Annotated in this window: 19 protein-coding genes; 12 read left to right on the top strand and 7 right to left on the bottom strand. The window is 49.3% G+C overall.

What is annotated here, in order from left to right; translation table 11 throughout:
• Nucleotides 1-5 precede the first annotated feature (5 nt).
• The 3 genes from M4J38_RS01760 to M4J38_RS01750 all read right to left on the bottom strand — a co-directional run bounded on the left by M4J38_RS01760 (nucleotide 6) and on the right by M4J38_RS01750 (nucleotide 3558).
• Complete coding sequence (locus M4J38_RS01760) at nucleotides 6-1928, bottom strand: OmpA family protein (RefSeq protein WP_251757802.1); 1923 nt, start codon at nucleotides 1926-1928, stop codon at nucleotides 6-8.
• 113 nt (nucleotides 1929-2041) lie between these two features.
• Entirely contained in the window at nucleotides 2042-2662 is a 621-nt protein-coding gene (locus tag M4J38_RS01755; RefSeq protein ID WP_251757801.1) for a 7-carboxy-7-deazaguanine synthase QueE, read from the bottom strand.
• 2 nt (nucleotides 2663-2664) lie between these two features.
• Nucleotides 2665-3558 carry a bifunctional 5,10-methylenetetrahydrofolate dehydrogenase/5,10-methenyltetrahydrofolate cyclohydrolase gene (locus M4J38_RS01750; protein ID WP_251757800.1) on the bottom strand — a complete coding sequence of 298 codons (894 nt, stop codon included), beginning with the start codon at nucleotides 3556-3558 and terminating at the stop codon, nucleotides 2665-2667.
• A 167-nt stretch (nucleotides 3559-3725) separates the two neighbouring features.
• Between M4J38_RS01750 and M4J38_RS01745 the strand changes: the two genes are divergently transcribed.
• Genes M4J38_RS01745 through M4J38_RS01735 form a run of 3 tightly spaced genes read left to right on the top strand, consistent with a single transcriptional unit; the run spans nucleotide 3726 to nucleotide 6916 of the window.
• Complete coding sequence (locus M4J38_RS01745) at nucleotides 3726-4529, top strand: hypothetical protein (RefSeq protein ID WP_251757799.1); 804 nt, start codon at nucleotides 3726-3728, stop codon at nucleotides 4527-4529.
• On the top strand, nucleotides 4526-6553 hold the full coding sequence (locus M4J38_RS01740) for a helix-hairpin-helix domain-containing protein (protein ID WP_251757798.1): 2028 nt from the start codon (nucleotides 4526-4528) through the stop codon (nucleotides 6551-6553). The genes M4J38_RS01745 and M4J38_RS01740 overlap by 4 nt, the downstream gene beginning before the upstream one ends.
• Before the next feature lie 3 nt (nucleotides 6554-6556).
• The gene (locus M4J38_RS01735; protein ID WP_374662827.1) at nucleotides 6557-6916 is read left to right on the top strand and encodes a DUF3467 domain-containing protein; all 360 of its coding nucleotides are present in this window, start codon (nucleotides 6557-6559) and stop codon (nucleotides 6914-6916) included.
• Between the two features lie 344 nt (nucleotides 6917-7260).
• Here the strand turns inward: M4J38_RS01735 and radC are convergent, their stop codons facing one another.
• Nucleotides 7261-8043 (bottom strand): DNA repair protein RadC, encoded by a 783-nt coding sequence (gene radC / locus M4J38_RS01730; protein WP_251757796.1) that lies wholly within the window; start codon nucleotides 8041-8043, stop codon nucleotides 7261-7263.
• A gap of 125 nt (nucleotides 8044-8168) precedes the next feature.
• Between radC and M4J38_RS01725 the strand changes: the two genes are divergently transcribed.
• The 8 genes from M4J38_RS01725 to M4J38_RS01690 all read left to right on the top strand — a co-directional run bounded on the left by M4J38_RS01725 (nucleotide 8169) and on the right by M4J38_RS01690 (nucleotide 14690).
• A complete protein-coding gene (locus M4J38_RS01725; protein WP_251757795.1) occupies nucleotides 8169-8396 on the top strand; it encodes a hypothetical protein in 228 nt (75 codons plus the stop codon).
• A 180-nt stretch (nucleotides 8397-8576) separates the two neighbouring features.
• A complete protein-coding gene (locus M4J38_RS01720) occupies nucleotides 8577-9527 on the top strand; it encodes a ribose-phosphate pyrophosphokinase (RefSeq protein WP_251757794.1) in 951 nt (316 codons plus the stop codon).
• A 24-nt stretch (nucleotides 9528-9551) separates the two neighbouring features.
• Nucleotides 9552-10130: a 50S ribosomal protein L25 gene (locus tag M4J38_RS01715; RefSeq protein ID WP_251757793.1), complete on the top strand. Its 579-nt coding sequence runs from the start codon at nucleotides 9552-9554 to the stop codon at nucleotides 10128-10130.
• 57 nt (nucleotides 10131-10187) lie between these two features.
• Nucleotides 10188-10766, top strand: a complete 579-nt coding sequence (pth, locus tag M4J38_RS01710) for an aminoacyl-tRNA hydrolase (RefSeq protein WP_251757792.1) — start codon at nucleotides 10188-10190, stop codon at nucleotides 10764-10766.
• Nucleotides 10767-10913: 147 nt separating this feature from the next.
• On the top strand, nucleotides 10914-11525 hold the full coding sequence (locus M4J38_RS01705) for a fumarylacetoacetate hydrolase family protein (RefSeq protein WP_251757791.1): 612 nt from the start codon (nucleotides 10914-10916) through the stop codon (nucleotides 11523-11525).
• A gap of 83 nt (nucleotides 11526-11608) precedes the next feature.
• Nucleotides 11609-13654, top strand: coding sequence for a thiamine pyrophosphate-dependent enzyme (locus M4J38_RS01700; protein ID WP_251757790.1), 2046 nt, complete (start codon nucleotides 11609-11611; stop codon nucleotides 13652-13654).
• A gap of 160 nt (nucleotides 13655-13814) precedes the next feature.
• Nucleotides 13815-14480 carry an HTH domain-containing protein gene (locus M4J38_RS01695; protein WP_251757789.1) on the top strand — a complete coding sequence of 222 codons (666 nt, stop codon included), beginning with the start codon at nucleotides 13815-13817 and terminating at the stop codon, nucleotides 14478-14480.
• A gap of 36 nt (nucleotides 14481-14516) precedes the next feature.
• The gene (locus tag M4J38_RS01690; protein ID WP_251757788.1) at nucleotides 14517-14690 is read left to right on the top strand and encodes a DUF6728 family protein; all 174 of its coding nucleotides are present in this window, start codon (nucleotides 14517-14519) and stop codon (nucleotides 14688-14690) included.
• Here M4J38_RS01690 and lpxB read toward each other — a convergent pair.
• From lpxB to surE, 3 genes are read right to left on the bottom strand one after another with little or no spacing between them, the layout of a single operon-like run.
• Nucleotides 14683-15792, bottom strand: coding sequence for a lipid-A-disaccharide synthase (gene lpxB / locus M4J38_RS01685; protein ID WP_251757787.1), 1110 nt, complete (start codon nucleotides 15790-15792; stop codon nucleotides 14683-14685). The genes M4J38_RS01690 and lpxB overlap by 8 nt on opposite strands.
• Nucleotides 15793-15833: 41 nt before the next feature.
• Complete coding sequence (locus M4J38_RS01680; RefSeq protein ID WP_251757786.1) at nucleotides 15834-16142, bottom strand: hypothetical protein; 309 nt, start codon at nucleotides 16140-16142, stop codon at nucleotides 15834-15836.
• On the bottom strand, nucleotides 16133-16927 hold the full coding sequence (surE, locus tag M4J38_RS01675; RefSeq protein WP_251757785.1) for a 5'/3'-nucleotidase SurE: 795 nt from the start codon (nucleotides 16925-16927) through the stop codon (nucleotides 16133-16135). The genes M4J38_RS01680 and surE overlap by 10 nt, the downstream gene beginning before the upstream one ends.
• Before the next feature lie 91 nt (nucleotides 16928-17018).
• Between surE and M4J38_RS01670 the strand changes: the two genes are divergently transcribed.
• The gene (locus M4J38_RS01670; protein ID WP_251757784.1) at nucleotides 17019-17768 is read left to right on the top strand and encodes a LexA family transcriptional regulator; all 750 of its coding nucleotides are present in this window, start codon (nucleotides 17019-17021) and stop codon (nucleotides 17766-17768) included.
• The last annotated feature ends 9 nt before the right edge of the window (nucleotides 17769-17777 follow it).

Raw genomic sequence — 17777 nt, 5'->3', positions numbered from 1 at the left:
TTGAATTATTTGTCGGCCACCTCAATGATTTCCATTTCCGTTCTTCGGTTGCGTGCCCTTCCAGCTTCCGTATCATTTTCCGCGATGGGTTCAGTATCCCCAAAGCCTTTGTAGCTGAGCCTTTCCTTCGCTACGAACTGATCGGTAAGGTAGAGGTATATCACCCTTGCACGGTTCTCAGAAAGTTTTTGGTTGTCGGCTTTATTGCCGGTATTATCGGTATGCCCGTTGATCCTGATCTTCATGCCGGGGTTCTCTTTCAGAAGTGCAACCAGCTTGTCTAATTCTACTCTGGATTCAGGTTTCAGTTCGTATTTGTTCACATCAAAGAAGATGTTGTTCAGCACCAGTTTCGCATTTTTTTCAAATGGCTGAAGCGGGATATTTCTTGTATAGGCGCTATCGGGATCGTTAGTACTGATGGCGAAATTTTCAGAATAAAACAAATAGCCCTTCCTGTTTACGGAGAAGGCAAAATTCTTTCCAACAGGCAAGGTAGAAAGGTAGTTGCCGTCTTCATCAGTTTGTAATCTGGAAACCACGCGGCCCGAGGTCAGGTCGGTGAGTTCAATGGTGGAGGGCAGGCCAGACTTATTTTTTACATCGAACACCTGGCCCTTGATCCATGTGGTGGCGGCGGGTCTTATGTTTTCCCGTAATTGAAAAGTATAGAGATCCAGTGCGCCATAGCTGTCGCTGCGGTCGCTGGCGTAATAAGCCGTTTTCCCATCCGATGCGATAAACAGGCTTCCTTCATTTTCAATGGTATTGATGGGGTAACCGAGATTTTCAGGTGTACCCCAGGTGCCGTCCGGCTTTCTTCTCGCCAGGAAAAGATCATCTCCGCCATATCCCTGGTGGCCGTTCGACATAAAATACATGGTCTCATTGTCAGCATGTAAAAAAGGACAACTTTCATCTCCGATGGTATTAATGCCGGGACCCAGGTTCTCCGGTTCGCTCCATTGCCCGTTGGCCATGCGTTTGCTCACATAAATATCGCTTCCGCCAAATCCATCGGGCCTTCTTGCGGCAAAATAAAGCGCAGTTTTATCCGGGGAAAGACAGGGTTGCGATTCCCAGAATTCCGTATTGATGTTCCTGCCCATGTTCATCGGTTCACTCCAGCCGTTTTTTGTCCGGATGGAATAGTACAGGTCGCAACTGCCGAATCCAATTTCAAAATTGCATCCGGTAAATACCAGCATTTGCCCGTCTTGTGAAATGTTCTGCGCGCCTTCATTAAGGTTAGTGTTGATGGCTCCGGTTAATCCCTTTGCCGGTCCCCACTTGTTTTCCAGCAGTTCACTTTCGTAAAAATCTTCATTATAATTGTTGATCCGGCGCGTGAATACAAGTTGTTTGCGGTCAACAGTGAGCGATGGAAAATACTCCGCATCTTTCGAATTGATGCCTGCGCCCATATTCACGGGCGAGAACAGGTAATTTTCACCCGGATGCTTTTCCTGATAACTGATCGCGAAGCTGTAGCATTTTTTTCGGTATTCGCCGGCTTTCCTGGACGTTTCATTCAGGTTTGAAATGGTGAGGAATTCATCCACCGCTTTCAGCGCTTTTTCAAAATCGCCTTTTCCCGCCAGATTGATGGAGTAGGGAAGGTTGTATTCCAGGAAATACGCGGCATCCAGCGACCTGGCCTTTTCATAAGACAGCACAGCCTTCTCATATTGCTTGAATTCTCCGTATATGCCTGCCAGTGAAAGATGCGCATCCATATACTTCGGATCGATGCGCAAGGCGTTTTCAAGATGCTTCATCGCTTCTGTTAATCCTTCTTCCGAAGCCTTGCTCATGGCAAGTTCATATTGCTGAACGGCTTTTTTATTGACTTTCTCAGGATTATACTGCGCCACTGCGGCATGCTGTACCAGTAAAATAAACAGCAAGGCGACCAGGATATTTTTCATCGGCTTTTTTTAGAATGAATAGCTTTTATGTGGATAAGCATAATGATCTACTACTAACGAAGCTATTCAAAAAATATTCCGGAAAGGGAGGAAAAATAGCGGTCCTTTAACGCTTAGGGTACGTTAATGTATTTATGGGTCTGCAAAGAAAGTCCCCATTGGGGATTTTCCTTAATGTAATCCACGATAAGCGGGGTCATTTTTTCGGCTTTATCCCATTCCGGCTGAAGATAAAGTTTACAGGATGGGCTCATTTTTTCCGCCCAGTGCTCGGCCCATTCGAAATCCGATTTATGGAATACGACCACTTTCAGTTCATGGGCGAGCGGAAGAATCTCGTCTACTGGGGGCTTGAACTTTTTCGGGGAGAAGCAGATCCAGTCCCATTTCCCGGAGACCGGGCTGGAGCCGGAAGTTTCAATATTGGTTTGAAAACCGGCTTCGTGCAGGGCTTCCGTCAGTTCATCCAGCGGGTGCATGAGTGGTTCTCCGCCTGTAATAACGGCCAACCTGCCAGGGAACTTTGCGGCTTCAGCCACCATCTCACTGATCGGTACCAGAGGATGTTTTGAGGCGTCCCAGCTTTCCTTCACATCACACCAAACGCAGCCCACATCGCAGCCGCCGAGGCGGATGAAATAGGCGGCCTTTCCCTGGTGATAGCCTTCACCCTGCAGGGTGTAAAAGGCTTCCATCAAGGGAAGTTGTGTGGTGATATGAGCAGTAGTGTTCATTATTAGTCTTCTTCTTCCGCTTCGTTTTTCGCGATGCAGGCGTTGTAAGTATTGCGCATCAGGGCGGCGATGGTCATCAGGCCAACACCACCGGGAACCGGAGTGATATAGGATGCTTTGGGGGCCACTTCAGCGAAGGCTACGTCTCCTGCAATGCGGAAACCAGTTTTTTTGGAAGCGTCGGCCACCCGCGTAATACCCACATCAATAATGATGGCGCCATCTTTCACCATATCGGCGGTCAGGAATTCGGGTTTTCCGAGTGCGGCAACGATAATATCCGCGTTCCGGCAAAGTTCCGCGAGGTTCTTCGTATGCGAATGGGTGATCGTTACCGTACAGTTGCCTTGTGGGTGGTTGCTGCTGAGGAGCACGCTCATGGGGCGACCTACGATGTTGCTGCGGCCAATCACCACCGCATGTTTACCTTTGGTATCTATATTATAATGTTCCAGCATCAGCATGATGCCGTAGGGGGTGGCGGGGAGAAAGGTGGGCAGGCCCTGCATCATTTTGCCCGCGCTTTCCGGGTGAAAGCCGTCCACATCTTTGGAAGGATGGATGGTGTTGATCACTTTTTCGTCGGAAATATGGGCGGGAAGGGGAAGTTGAACGAGGATGCCATCCACGTCTTTGTCTTCGTTGAGTTCCCTGATTTTGTCGAGCAGGATGAATTCGTTCACGCTTTCCTCGAAGCGGATCAGGGTTGATTTGAAGCCCAGTTCGGCGCAGTTTTTCACTTTACTGGCCACATAGGTTTCGCTGGCGCCGTTGCTGCCTACCAGAATCGCGGCCAGGTGCGGCGTTTTTTTGCCCTGTGTTACCAGTTGGGCCACTTTGATCTTCAGGTCTTCCTTTATTGCCTGTGAGGCAACTTTTCCATCGAGTAATTGCATGGCGCAAAGTTAGGTGTTTAAACCCTTGAAAGAAAAGAAAAAAACGGTTGTGGCGGCAACCGATGCGGTCTAACTTGCCCTGGTCCGGAAGAAATTGATCCGGGCGGAAGCGGGCTTTTGGAAGCTGCCTTCCGGAGAAATATTTGTGAAACTGAAAAAATGAAGGGATGAAAAAATCTTGGTTGCTGTGGTGGTGTTGCTTTTATTTTTTAGGTGTGGAGGGGCAATCTGTCCGGGTTCAAACGGCTTACTTTGATCCGCCGCAGGGATTGAGGACTCCTGTGTTCGATGTGCGCCAGCTTTTGTTTGAACCCGGACTTGCCGTGCCGGAAAAGGGTTGGGGAGGGGCGCTCGCGCACCATGTTCCGGGGATTGGCGCGGGCATTCATTTCAGTCAAGTGGCCGCCTGCTTCAATACTGGTGACGAGGCGTGGTTTGGAGGTGTTCATGCGGGAGGAAACACTGAATTGAAAAGAGTTGATTTTTTATTGGGTGCTTCAAAGAGCCTGGGAGCGGGCTGGCGGGTCGGTACAACGGCGGGCATGGGAATGCTTCGGGCCATGGGCATGGAAGGTGCGCGATGGCCGCATTACAGTATTGGATTGTGCCGGAAGATTAACCATTCCTGGATATTTACGGCCACGCTGGAAAATCCATGGTCGGTACCTCTAGAATGGCGTCCTCCATTGCTGCTGAGAACAGGATTGCTTTTTGCCCCCGGTAAGTACTTCAATATAAAATGCCTGTTGATTACAGAAGAAGATCAGGCAACCGCAGCTTTTCTTGGCCTTCAGGTGATGCCCGCTGAAAAAGTTTGGGCGAAGGCAGGATGGCTAACGGGGAGCCAGGTTCTTTTTGCAGGCTTTGGACTGTTTTATGGGAACTGTGCTATTGAAGCGGGTGGGAGACTCCATTTTCCAATGGGATTTTCGTCTTCGTTGGCCATACATATTAACAGCAAAAGACTATGAGAAAGGGATTGTTGGGGTTGATGTATTGCCTGATTTCTTTCTTTTGCCCGGCGCAGGAAGCGGAACTGGAGTTAGAGCAACAGCTGGAAGAAGCGGCGATGAACAGTGGGGAAGAAGAGGTGGAGTTCAACTGGCAGGAGCAGCTCCAGGAGCTGGAAAGGCGGGGGATTAACCTGAACAGGGCGGAACGCGAAGAAATGGTGTTGATTCCCTGGCTTTCAGATTGGCAGATATCCCGGTTGCTGACGTATAGGGCTTTATTTGGTCCGATCCTGGGAATATATGAATTGCAGGCCATACCGGGTTGGGATGTGGCGCTGATCAGGAAACTTAAGCCATACCTGCGGTGGGTGCAGGAAGAGGACGTGCCCTGGAAGTTAAGGTGGAAGAAGGGAGAAAGGCGGTTGTCGATGGCGGCTGGCCGTGTCGTGCAACGCGCACGGGGATTTCTTTCGGAAGAAAGCAATCCTCCTGTTTACGCAGGTGCTCCGGAAAAATGGCAGGTAAGGTACAGGTACCAATACAAACGATCGCTGCAATGGGGTGTTACACTGGAGAAGGATGCCGGTGAAATGTTTCTCGCCCGCGGAAAGCTGAACGGGTTTATGTCGGCGCACCTGCAGTTGACGAACTGGAAGGGTATTTCGCAACTGAACCTGGGCGATTTCTCCATAAACATGGGACAGGGTTTAATCCAATGGCAGGGCATGGGGGCGGGACCCGGCGGGAATTCGGCTGCGGTATTCAGACAGGCGCAGCCGATAAAAGCACATACATCAGCCGGAGAACTTCAGTTTTACAGAGGTGTGGCTATGATATATAAAACCGGGAACATTTCATTTACCGGCTATACTGGTTTACGCAGGCTGGGTGCCTCGATTGATGTAACAGGCCCTGGCGCAACGGAAGCATCTGCACTGAATCTGGCCGGAACCTACAGAACAACCACAGAGATGGATAGAAAAGGCAAACTGGAATTGTGGGCAATGGGCGGTATCGTGCAATGGGAACAGAAAAAACTGAAGTTGGCATTGAACTGGGCCGGATGGCATTGGCAGCATCCACTGAAGGATGGTGGTGAACCATACCAGGTGTTGAGAAAAAATACCAGTAACCAACATGCGTTTTCCATATACGTATCGTACGTAGGGAAGGTTGCGTACCTGTTCGGAGAGTGTGCGGCAGATGCCCGGCGAAAGCTGGCATTCACCGGCGGGTTGCTGATGACGCCTTACCGGGCCGTTGAATTGGCGGTAGCTTTGCGTGCGGTCTCATCGGGATATAATGTTTGGAACGGAAGCATATTCGGGGCCTCCTCCAAACCATCAAATGAATTTGGGATGTACACAGGACTGAAATACATATCGCCATTCCGCATGGTGTTGGATGTATGGGGAGATGTGTATTACCACCCCTGGTTGAAATACCGAGTCAGCGCTCCGGGTACGGGTTCCGCTTTCAGGATACAGGTCACCGGTAAGCCGGACAGGAATTCAGAATGGCGGGTCACTTACAGGTTTTCATCCGCAAGTCAGAACAATGGAAGGATGGATGTTCTGATGGAAACACCGGAAGAAAGGCTGGTCAATGGGTTAAAACTGTACTGGTCGGTAGTTCAGGATCGTGAATGGCACTACAGAACAAGGTTTGAATACGTCCATTGGAAAGATAGCGGCAACAAACCCGAAACCGGTAGTTTGTGGCTGGCCGAAACGAGATGGACGCCTCCGGGGAAATCGTACCACCTGGATGGCAGAATACAATATTTTCAAACGGAGAGTTACAATACCCGTATGTACGCGCTTGAGAAAGATATTCCATTTCAGCAGGGTGTTCCCGCTTTTTATGGGAAGGGGTGGAGATATTATCTTATGTTCACTTACAAGTTCAGGAAGTCTTTTCAATGTTGGTTCCGCGTGGCCCATACCAGCAAGCAGGATGTCACGGAAACCGGTTCAGGGTACAATACCATACAGGGAAAAGGCAGGACAGAACTTTCACTACAGTGGCAGATTTTGTTCTGATATATCCCGGTACTTAAATACATTTACAGCCAATTCTTAATCATTATGACACAGCAAAATAACCAGGAGAACCAGATCAATATTGAAATATCGGAGGAGATGGCGGAAGGTGTTTACGTTAACCTCGCGGTGATCACGCATTCCCATGCGGAGTTTGTAGTGGATTTCGTGAACGTGATGCCGGGAACACCTAAGAGTAAAGTGAAATCAAGAATCATTCTCACGCCGCAACACGCCAAGCGGTTAATGAAAGCGCTAACCGATAATGTAAAGCGTTTCGAAACGGTGAACGGTCCCATCCAGGACCTCGAAGAAGTGCAGATGCCCATTAATTTTGGCGGCGGACCTTTTCCCGAGGCTTGATGCACGTTAATTACGGTAGGGAGTTGAAAAATTATGGGAATCATGGCTGTAGTATTCTACCATTGCCTGGTACATTAGAGCCGAAATTGGATCAAAAATCCGAGGTTGGTCTGTTATAAGTTAACGTTGACCTGTTGAAGTTAAGAGTTGCTCTGGCAATGGTGGGTGTAAATTGAAGCAACAACACTTCAGGCAATAACACGCCAAAGGCAGTGTATAAACTCAGAAACCAGGTTAACCGGGTCTTGTGTTCGACTTCCTGATTTGGCCAGGTAATTAAGCTAAGAACCCTTAAGCAAAGAAGCGCAGATACCTTCCACCACAATTGCTATGCGCTCATTCTCCTAAAGTGCCCCGTGCTCAACAAAACTGTAATATCCCCGCTCGCTCACGATGATGTGGTCGATCAGCCTGATGTCGTGGTAGCTCGCCGCTTCCCTGATCCTGAAGGTGAGCTCTTTATCGGCCCCGCTGGGACGCAGGCTTCCGGACGGGTGGTTGTGGTAGAGAATCATGGCCACAGCGTCCGCTTCCAACGCTTTCCGGAGGATGATCCTCGTATCTGCCACGGTAGACGCGATGCCGCCCAGGCTGATGATTTCGAAACCCTTCACCCTGTTCGCCTGGTTCAGGTAGATCACGCCGAATACCTCGTGCTGCTTGTCTTTTAGCTGTGCCCTGAGGTACTTTACCACACCCATACTCGCGTTCAGCATTGGCAGGTCAACAGGAGGGGAGGCTTCCTTCCTGCGGCTGAACTCCAGCGCTGCCAGGATCATAGCGGCTTTGGCTTTGCCTACCCCCTTTATGCGCATCAGCTGCGAAACACTTTTTTTTGACAACTGCGCCAGTTCCCTATTGCTGGTATCCAATATTTCCCTCGACAATTCAATCGCTGATTTTTCTTTCGTGCCGCACCGCAACAACACCGCCAGCAACTCGGAATCACTCAGCGCCGAAGGCCCTTTGCTGACCAGCTTTTCACGGGGTTTATCATCTTCCGCCCACTCACTGATAGGCTTCTTTTTTACCATTTCAGGTTCCTTTTCCACCACCTCTTCTTTCATGCTTCCTCCTTTTGCCCAAAGGTATCCTTTCAGCACCTCTTTGCTAGCCAGTGTTTTCACCTATTCACAATTAAATGTTAAATACTGCAAGGGAAAACTAACGTGTTTTTACGCTTGTACCGGTATATGGGTATGTTATCTTTGAAACATCCAATATTTGTGAAACGAACCCAATATCCAAGACTATGAACCGAAAACCCCGTAGCCCGTTAGGCGCTTTGCATCCCATCCTGTTTTGTGTGGGCATGTATGTTGTAGCACTGTTCTTTTCAGTATTCATCTGTTCCTCCGTGTTTTACGCCCTGAACCAGCCGGAGGAAACCGTTGAAAAAGAACTCGCTAAAGCGAATATGAAGCAAATGCCCACGGTAGCAACCGCATCCACGGCAGTATTGGCTACCGCCATGAAGTAAGCCGGCCTAATTTTTTTGAAGAGGTTGTATCAGCAGGTACAGCCTCTTTTTTTGAAAGCCCTTTATCCACCCGTATTTCAAGCAACCTATCTATCCCGTAAACGCTTATTTTTCATTTTTTTCCGTTAATATTTAGAAAATGCGGAGCCGAAATGTAACTTCGCCCCACATTCTTCTTTTATGCAACCGTCTGCCAAGATTTTTTCAGGTACCGGATCACAGTACCTGGCCGAGAAAATTGCCCAGAAATTCGGCATCCCCCTGGGAAAAGTGACCATTCAGAAATTCAGTGACGGCGAAATCCAGACCGTTTTCCAGGAAAGTATCCGCGGAGATATGGTTTTCCTGGTGCAAAGTACTTTCTCGCCCTCCGACAACCTGATGGAACTGCTCCTCATGATCGACGCCGCCAGAAGGGCCTCCGCCTACAAAGTGATCGCCGTGATACCGTATTATGGTTACGCCCGGCAGGACAGGAAAGATAAACCCCGCGTGGCCATTGGCTCCAAACTTGTGGCCAATATGCTCACCGCCGCCGGCGCCAACCGCGTGGTAACCATGGACCTCCACGCGCCGCAGATTCAGGGGTATTTTGATATCCCCGTAGATCACCTCGACAGCTCCGCTATTTTTATTCCCTATATCGAGCAACTTAAACTGGAAAACCTTACCTTTGCGGCCCCTGACGTGGGTAGCGCCAACAGGATCAGGGAAATCGCCAGTTATTTTGAAGCCGAAATGGTGATCTGCGACAAGCACCGAAAACGGGCCAACGAAATCGCAAGTATGGTGGTGATCGGTGATGTGGCAGGAAGAGATGTGGTGCTGATCGATGATATATGTGATACAGGCGGAACCTTGGCGAAAAGTGCCGGACTGCTGAAGGATAAGGGAGCGAGAAGCGTGAGAGCGCTCTGCACACACCCGGTACTCAGCGGAAAAGCCTACGAAAACATCGAAAACAGTGTGCTGGAAGAATTGGTGGTTTGTGATACCATCCCGCTGAAACAGGAATCGTCCAAAATAAAAGTGTTAAGTGTGGCCGATCTTTTCGCCATCGCCATCCGGAACGCTTTTGAGAACAGAAGCATCAACAGCCTGTTCATTCACAGCCAGCGGAGAAACAGTTGAGGAATCTTTAAACAAACATAAAAAATGAACACAATTACAATCGAAGGACAACTCAGGACCGAGTTTGGCAAAAAAGCCACCCGCCAATACCGCTCTGAGGGACTCGTGCCTGCTGTAATTTACGGGGGTGCAGAAGAAGTGAGCCTTGTTGCTCCTACGCCTGCTTTCAAAAAACTCGTTTATACACCGGATTTCCAAATCGCTGAAATTAAAGCGGGTGGAAAAACTTACAGGTGCATCATGAAAGACCTGCAGTTCGACAAAATCACCGACGAACTGATCCACGTTGATTTCCTGGAACTGGTAGAAGATAAGAAAGTGATCGCTACCCTGCCCCTGAAATACACCGGTTCTTCCGTAGGTGTGAAGGCTGGTGGCCGTCTCGTTACAAAAATGAAGTCCCTGAAAGTGAAGGCTCTTCCCAAAGACCTGGTGGAAAGCATCGAAGTGGACGTTACAGACCTCGATCTGAACGGTAACATCCGCGTGGAAGATGTGAAAGCGCCTGGTATGGAAATCCTGAACTCTCCCCGTATTCCCATCGCTTCCGTGGTAATGACCCGTCAGTTGAAGCAGGAAGAAGCAGCGGCAGGAAAGAAATAACTGAACTTACGTTTGCGAAACCCAGCCGTAAGGCTGGGTTTTTTTATTTTTACCCCCATGGAAAAATTTCTCATCGCCGGTTTAGGGAATATCGGTCAGGAGTATGCGCACACCCGCCACAATATCGGTTTTGATATCGCGGAGGCGCTTGTGCGCAAACACAATGCTTTCTTTCAAACGGAACGCCTGGCCGAAGTAGCCGGTATTTCATTGAAAGGCAGGAAACTCGTGGTGATCAGGCCCACCACTTACATGAACCTGAGTGGAAAGGCCGTGAAATACTGGATGGACAAGGAAAAGATTGAAGTAAATAAGTTGCTGGTACTGGTAGATGACCTGGCGCTGCCACTATCTAAGATCAGGTTGAGGGGCAGCGGAAGCCCCGGTGGGCAGAACGGTTTGAAAGACATCAGCGCCACCCTGGCAACGGACAACTACGCGAAACTCCGGTTCGGTATCGGGAACGATTATCCTAAGGGAAAGCAGGCTGATTTTGTATTGAGCAAATGGAAAGCGCAGGAAATACCCGTTGTGGAGCAGAAAATCAACCGCTGCGTGGAACTCGTGGAGGATTTTGTCTTCCAGGGGCTGGAAAAAACCATGAATTTGTATAATAATCTTGTATTTGAATTATGAATTTAGTTGCCGAATCCATATTTTCGCATGAATAAACCCCTCTGATTGTCAGAATCTTTAATATTCAATATCCCTTCGGGAACCCCTTTCATCCAATGTCTTTTTTATTTACCCAAGTTGATTTTCTAATCATAACCTTATTTGAATATGAAGATATTCTGCGTAGGAAGAAATTATGTGGCTCATGCAAAAGAATTAGGCAATGAGATACCTGACGATCCGATCATTTTTATGAAACCCAAAAGTGCCCTCCTGCAGGCGCACACACCGTTCTATTACCCGGAATTCACGAATGAACTGCATTACGAGTGTGAACTGGTGCTCAGGGTATCCAAGAATGGAAAGTACATCCAGGAAAGATTCGCCAATAAATATTATGACGCGGTAAGCGTTGGGATTGATTTCACCGCAAGGGATATCCAGCAAACCTGCAAGGAGAAAGGATTGCCCTGGGAAATCGCCAAGTCGTGGGATAACTCCGCCGTAATCGGCAAATGGGTACCCGTGGCGAACCTGAAGAATAAGAAGGACATCAATTTCTGTTTGTATAAGAACAAAGAACTCGTGCAGCAAGGTAGCTCCGCTATGATGATGCACAACTTCGATAAGATCGTCGCTTATATTTCAAACTTCTTTTCCGTAAACATCGGCGACCTCATCTTTACCGGTACCCCGGCAGGTGTGGGAGAATGTGTGGTGGGCGACGAACTGGAAGGATTCATGGAAGATGAAAGCATGTTCGAACTGGAAGTAAAATAATTTTCAAAAAGGCCATTCTTCCCGAATGGCTTTTTTATTGCCTGTTATGCGAACAGTTGTTAGTTTTTGTTAGATTTGTCCGTATGAATGTATTGCACGCCTATCGCCTCATGGCCACCGCTCACGCGATGGCCGCTATTTACGAGGCCAATCGTTCCGTTTGTCGTTATGTTCATTCTACCTCAAGAGGGCATGAAGCCATTCAACTGGCCACCGCGTTTCAATTGCTGCCGCAGGACTTTGTGAGCCCGTATTACAGGGATGAGTCACTGCTGCTCGGCATGGGCTTCCGTCCTTATGAGCTTATGCTGCAACTGCTCGCGAAAGCGGACGATCCATTCAGTGGCGGGAGGTGCTACTATGCGCATCCCAGCAGCAATGATGCTTCCAGGCCCTCCATGATCCACCAGAGCAGCGCCACGGGTATGCAGGTGATCCCGTCTACCGGTGTGGCACAGGGGCTGAAGTTCCTGGAACAGCATCTTCATAAATATGAAGGATGGGCTGAAAAGCCAATCGTGGTATGTTCCCTTGGCGACAGCAGCGTTACGGAAGGAGAAGTGAGTGAGGCTTTCCAGTTCGCGGCGTTTCACCAGCTTCCGGTCATCTACCTGGTGCAGGACAATGGATGGGGCATTAGTGTCAGGGGAGAAGAATCCAGGTCAATGAACGCTTGGGAATATGCCGCCGGCTTTAAAGGACTGGAACGAAGAGAAGTGGACGGCAGTGATTTTATAGGTTCCTTTGAAGTGATGCGGGATGTGGTGGCACAGGTGCGGGAAAAAAGAACGCCTGTTCTTGTAAGGGCTACCTGTCCGTTGCTGGGACATCATACCAGCGGCGTCAGAAGAGAATTCTATCGGTCCGCGGAAGACCTACAACAACATGCTTTAACGGATCCTTTCATCTTACTTGAACAACAATTGCTGGAACAGGGTGAAACGCCCGATACGTTAGCGCAGATCAGGAGGGAAGCTGAAGAATTGGTGGCGCATGATTTTGAGTTGGCCAAAGCGGCCCCGGAACCCGATCCTTCCAAAGTGCAGGAGCACGTGTTTGCGCCCGCGGCCATCAGAGAAGAGTCGGGTAACAGGAATGAACAAGCGCAGGAAAAGATACCCATGGTGGATGCCGCGCTTTTCGCGATAAGGGAAATCATGGATGCGGAGCCGGAAAGCCTGTTGTATGGCCAGGATGTGGGGCGAAGACTGGGTGGTGTTTTTCGCGAAGCGGCCACACTTGCTGAGTTGTTCGGCGATCACCGGGTCTTTAATACCGCCATTCAGGAAGCATATATCATCGGCTCAACGGCCGGACTCTCAGCAGTTGGCTTAAAGCCCATCGTGGAGGTGCAGTTCGGCGATTATATTTATCCCGCCATCAACCAGCTCGTTTGTGAGATTGCCAAGTCGTGTTACCTCACCAACGGCAAATATCCCGTTCAAACACTGATACGTGTGCCCGTTGGGGCTTACGGCGGCGGAGGTCCTTACCACAGTGGCTCGGTGGAAACCACGCTGCTTTCTATTAAAGGGATCAAAGTGGTTTACCCTTCCAATGCCGCGGATATGAAAGGTTTGATGAAAGCGGCTTTTTACGAACCCAACCCCGTGGTCATGTTGGAGCACAAGGGATTGTACTGGAGTAAAGTGCCTGGAACCGAAGCGGCTCGCACCCCTGAACCGGCTCCGGATTATGTGGTTCCGCTCGGCAAAGGAAGGGTGGCTTGCAGGGCCCATGAAGACAAAGTACAGGAAGGGCGTTCATGTTGCGTGATCACTTATGGCATGGGGGTGCATTGGGCGATGGAGGCCGCGAAACAATTAGAGGGAGCAGTGGAAGTGATTGATCTCCGGACCTTGTACCCGCTGGATGAACAACTGGTGTACGATACGGTGCGTCGCCACGGGAAATGCCTGGTACTTACCGAAGAACAACAACTCAACTCATTCGCGGAGGCGCTGGCAGGTAGAATAAGTCTGAACTGTTTTAAAAACCTGGATGCGCCGGTACAGGTGCTGGGGGCGTTGAACCTGCCCGCGGTACCCATGAACGTGGCGCTGGAAGCAGCGATGCTGCCGGATGCGGGAAAGGTGCTTGCCCTTTTAAGGACACTGTTAAGTGATTGATTTACCGTTCATCCAAACCAATGTCCGGGTTCAGGAATACCAGGGATTCTTTCAGCATTGAATTTTACGGGTTCAATCTACGAAACTTGCCGTTAGTAATAATTTAACTATCTGTTTCGTGAATATTGGCGGAAGTTTACGGCTATAAAGTATAGCCGCTATGAGAAACAAATTCTTCAAAGGAGCTCACCTGAGCGAAAAGGAGGTGAAGAAGATCCTCGCGTATTTCAGTGAAGATCTTACCGCCACGGAAATTGCTACTATTACAGGAGTCAGCAGGGTAACCATCAACAATTACCTCAAACTGATCCGGGAACAGATTTGCCGCATCAACGATCCGGCCTTCGCGAAAAAGAAGGAACCCGCGCTAATGGCGGGTATGGAAGAAGAAGTGGAAGAAATGGAGGAAGAAAGGGTTCCGTGTTTCTTCAGCGTTTCTTATTCAGACCAACGCGTGAAGGTGCTTCCCCTTGATCAGGAAGGCTGTGAGGCCATGAAAAAACTCAAAAAAGGCGACCTGCTGAATGGTTCTATCGAGTATTTCAGCAAGCACCTCGCGGGTTACCAGGCATTTATCGATCCGGATGGATGGAAGTTGTTGCGCGTGGACCAAAATCTTTTCATGCTGAAGAAAACCCGTGGTTATGTGGATGAACTGGATACTTTCTGGGCACTGGCCAGAACCAGGTTCAGTAAATTCAGGGGCCTGAACAGGACCAGTCTTTATCTCCACCTGAAAGAATCCGAGTTCCGCTACAACCACCGGCACCAGAACCTGTATGAAGTCCTTTGCCAGTTATTACGGATGAATCCGCTGGGGAATTGAGCAGAATACCGGAACTTTGCGGGTAAATGTGTAATTATGGGAATCTGGAGACAGATAGCAGAATACCTTTACCTGAAGAAGCGTGATCCGAACGCGCCCAGAAACCGTTCGATCCGGCTGATGCATGGCATGAACCGGATATCGATCTTAATGTTCCTGGCCGCGGTGATCCTGATCCTGATCAGGCTGATCCGTAACTGGATCAGTTAACGGAAAGATAGGTTACGATGGAACGTGCGGCTTTTTCCGAAGCGTTACCACCTTCACTCAGCAGTGTGGTGAGCGTTGTATAGTCTTCCAGCAAACGCGTACGTTCTGGACCATCTTCCAGGATATTTTTCAGTTCCCGGGTACAGCTTTCAGGGTTCAGTTCATCCTGGATCAGTTCTTTCACCACTTCCTTATCCATAATAAGGTTCACCAGCGAAATGTATTTTACCTTAATCAGCTTTCTTGCGATGTAGTAAGAAAGCTGATTTCCTTTATAGCAAACCACTTCCGGCACATGGAACAGGGCCGTTTCCAAAGTGGCCGTTCCGGATGTAACCAGGGCTGCACGTGATTGCTTCAGCAGCGGGTAAGTCTGGTTCCGTACACTGCTTACATTCGGATACGGTGCCAGCATGGCTGTGTAAAAAGCATCTTCCTGCCCGGGCGCTTTCGCTACAATGAACTGGTGATCAGGAAACTGCCTGGCTACTTCCAGCATGACCGGCAGCTTCTTGAGTATTTCCTGTTTCCTGCTTCCGGGGAGGAGGGCCACAATAGGTTTGTCGGATAACGGCGCATCTTTCGGTTGTACTATGCTGTTATGCACCACTTCTATTAACGGGTGGCCCACATATTCAACTTTATAATCCCATTTCTCATAAAATTCCTGCTCAAAGGGAAGAATTACCAGCATCTTGTCCACGCATTGTTTTATCTTCTTTACCCTGTTTTCTTTCCAGGCCCAAACCTGCGGAGAGATATAATAAATGACCTTAAATCCGTTCTGGTGGGCCCATTCGGCGATGCGGAGATTGAATCCGGGATAGTCTATGAGGATGAGTGCGTCAGGTTGGTACGCCAGCACATCTGCTTTGCATTTATCCAGGTTGCGCAAGATGGTGCGCAGATTCATCAGTACTTCCACGAAGCCCATAAAGGCGAGGTCGCGGTAATGTTTTACGAGATCGGCACCTGCTTCCGCCATCAGGTCGCCACCCCAGGCGCGTACTTCTGCCGCCGGGTCTTCTTTCCGCAATGATCTGATGAGGTTACTGCCATGCAGGTCGCCGGAAGCTTCTCCGGCTATGATATAATACTTCATCTGCCCGCGGAACCTTTTTAGTTGAACGGCTCAGCAATGGCTTAAGCGATCACTTTATAGAGCAGCACAATGATTCCGTACAGCAATGATACTACAAAAATACCTTTGGCCGTTTGGTCACGACGGGTATTGATGTAGATGGTGAACAGGATCACATTCGCCACCAGTGAGATGGTACTGATGCCTGTGAGCAGGGGTTTGTTCATGCCCAGGGCGCGGAGGTATTCTGAAAATCCGAAAGTGGGATAGAAGCGGATGAAATAATATGCCAGGAAGCCCAGCAATGGCGCCAGGAATCCGAGTGCCATGCCAAAGCCCAAATGATCTTTCCTGAAACTGATTACGGCCACGTTTTTTCGAGTTTGGTTTTAAGAACGTAATTCGTGAGGTCAAATTGCACGGGTACCAGACTGATATAGTTATTTTCAAGCGCCCACACATCCGTATCCTTCCCCTTATCAAGGTTTTTGAATTCACCGGTGAGCCAGAAATACTTACGGCCATGCGGGTCGTCGCGTTCCAGGAAATCCTCTTCATATTTGCCATAAGCCTGGCGGCATACGCGAATGCCTTTGATAAGCTGGGCGGGAATAGCCGGAATATTCACGTTCAGGACCATGTGGTTGTCCATCTTCTTTTTGAGCAGTGTTTCCACGATTTCACGCGCGTATTGCCTTGCGCCGCTGAAATCCGCTTCCACACTATAATCCAGCAGGGAGAAACCAATGGAGGGGATGCTTTCAATGGCGGCTTCCACGGCGGCACTCATGGTACCAGAATAGATCACGTTGATGGAGTGGTTCGCGCCATGGTTGATGCCGCTTACGCAGATATCAGGTTTACGGTGAAGTATCTTATCTACGGCGAGTTTCACGCAATCCACCGGTGTTCCGGTACATTGCCATGCTTCCACACCTTCAAACAGTTGAACTTTGGAAAGACGCAGCGGACTCCCGATGGTGATGGCGTGTCCCATGCCTGATTGGGGTTTGTCAGGCGCCACCACCACAATGGTGCCAAGTCCGCGAACGGCTTCCACCAGGTTGCGTATGCCCGGCGCCGTGATGCCGTCGTCGTTCGTTACAAGTATGATGGGCTGTTCTTTCGGGGTCTTCTTCTTTTTAGTAGTGGCCATATTGCTTGGTATCGTAGTGCGCGTAAAGGTACGAGCAAAAAATAATTTGATGTAACTAAAATAATTAGTAATTTGCCCTAAAATTATTAGTATGTCGTTAGCCGGACAAAACCTGAAATACCTCCGCAAGTTACGGGGACTTACACAGGAAGAATTCGCGACGAGGTTGGGGATCAAACGCTCCCTGCTCGGCGCTTATGAAGAAGAAAGGGCAGACCCGCGTTTTGAGGTACTCGAGACCGTGAGTGACCTTTTTAAGGTGAGCCTCGATGAACTGATGCGCAGTGATCTCTCCGAACAGAAAGGGTCGTACCTGGCGAAACGAAGGGCCCAGAAAATGGCCGCTGATAAGAATGAGATCACTTTCGTTCCGGTAAAGGCCGCCGCAGGTTACCTGAACGGGTATGCTGATCCCGAATTTATTGATGAGCTGAATACCTTCACCCTGCCGATGCTGGCCCCCGGGAATTACAGGGCATTCGAGATTGTGGGCGATTCTATGATGCCCACCCCCAGCGGGTCAGTAATCGTAGGAGAGAAAGTGGATGATATGGAGTCGGTGAAGAACAACCAGACGTATATCGTAATATCCAGGACGGAAGGGGTGGTGTACAAAAGGGTGATGAAGAACAACCGGGTGAAGAATAAACTTACATTGGTGAGTGATAATCCTACTTACCAGCCCTATACAGTGAACACTGATGAGGTGCTGGAATTGTGGCAGGCCCAGATGATCCTTTCCAAAGCGAATGTTCAAACGCGGTGGGATGTGAACCAACTGGCAGGATTGGTGTCGAATTTACAGGAGCAGGTGAGTTCGTTGAAAAAGAAACTGAACTAAGGCTCGTTT

Origin of the sequence: Parasegetibacter sp. NRK P23 (assembly GCF_023721715.1) — a bacterium.
GTDB lineage: Bacteria > Bacteroidota > Bacteroidia > Chitinophagales > Chitinophagaceae > Parasegetibacter.
This window is presented reverse-complemented; position numbering and strand designations above follow the sequence as displayed.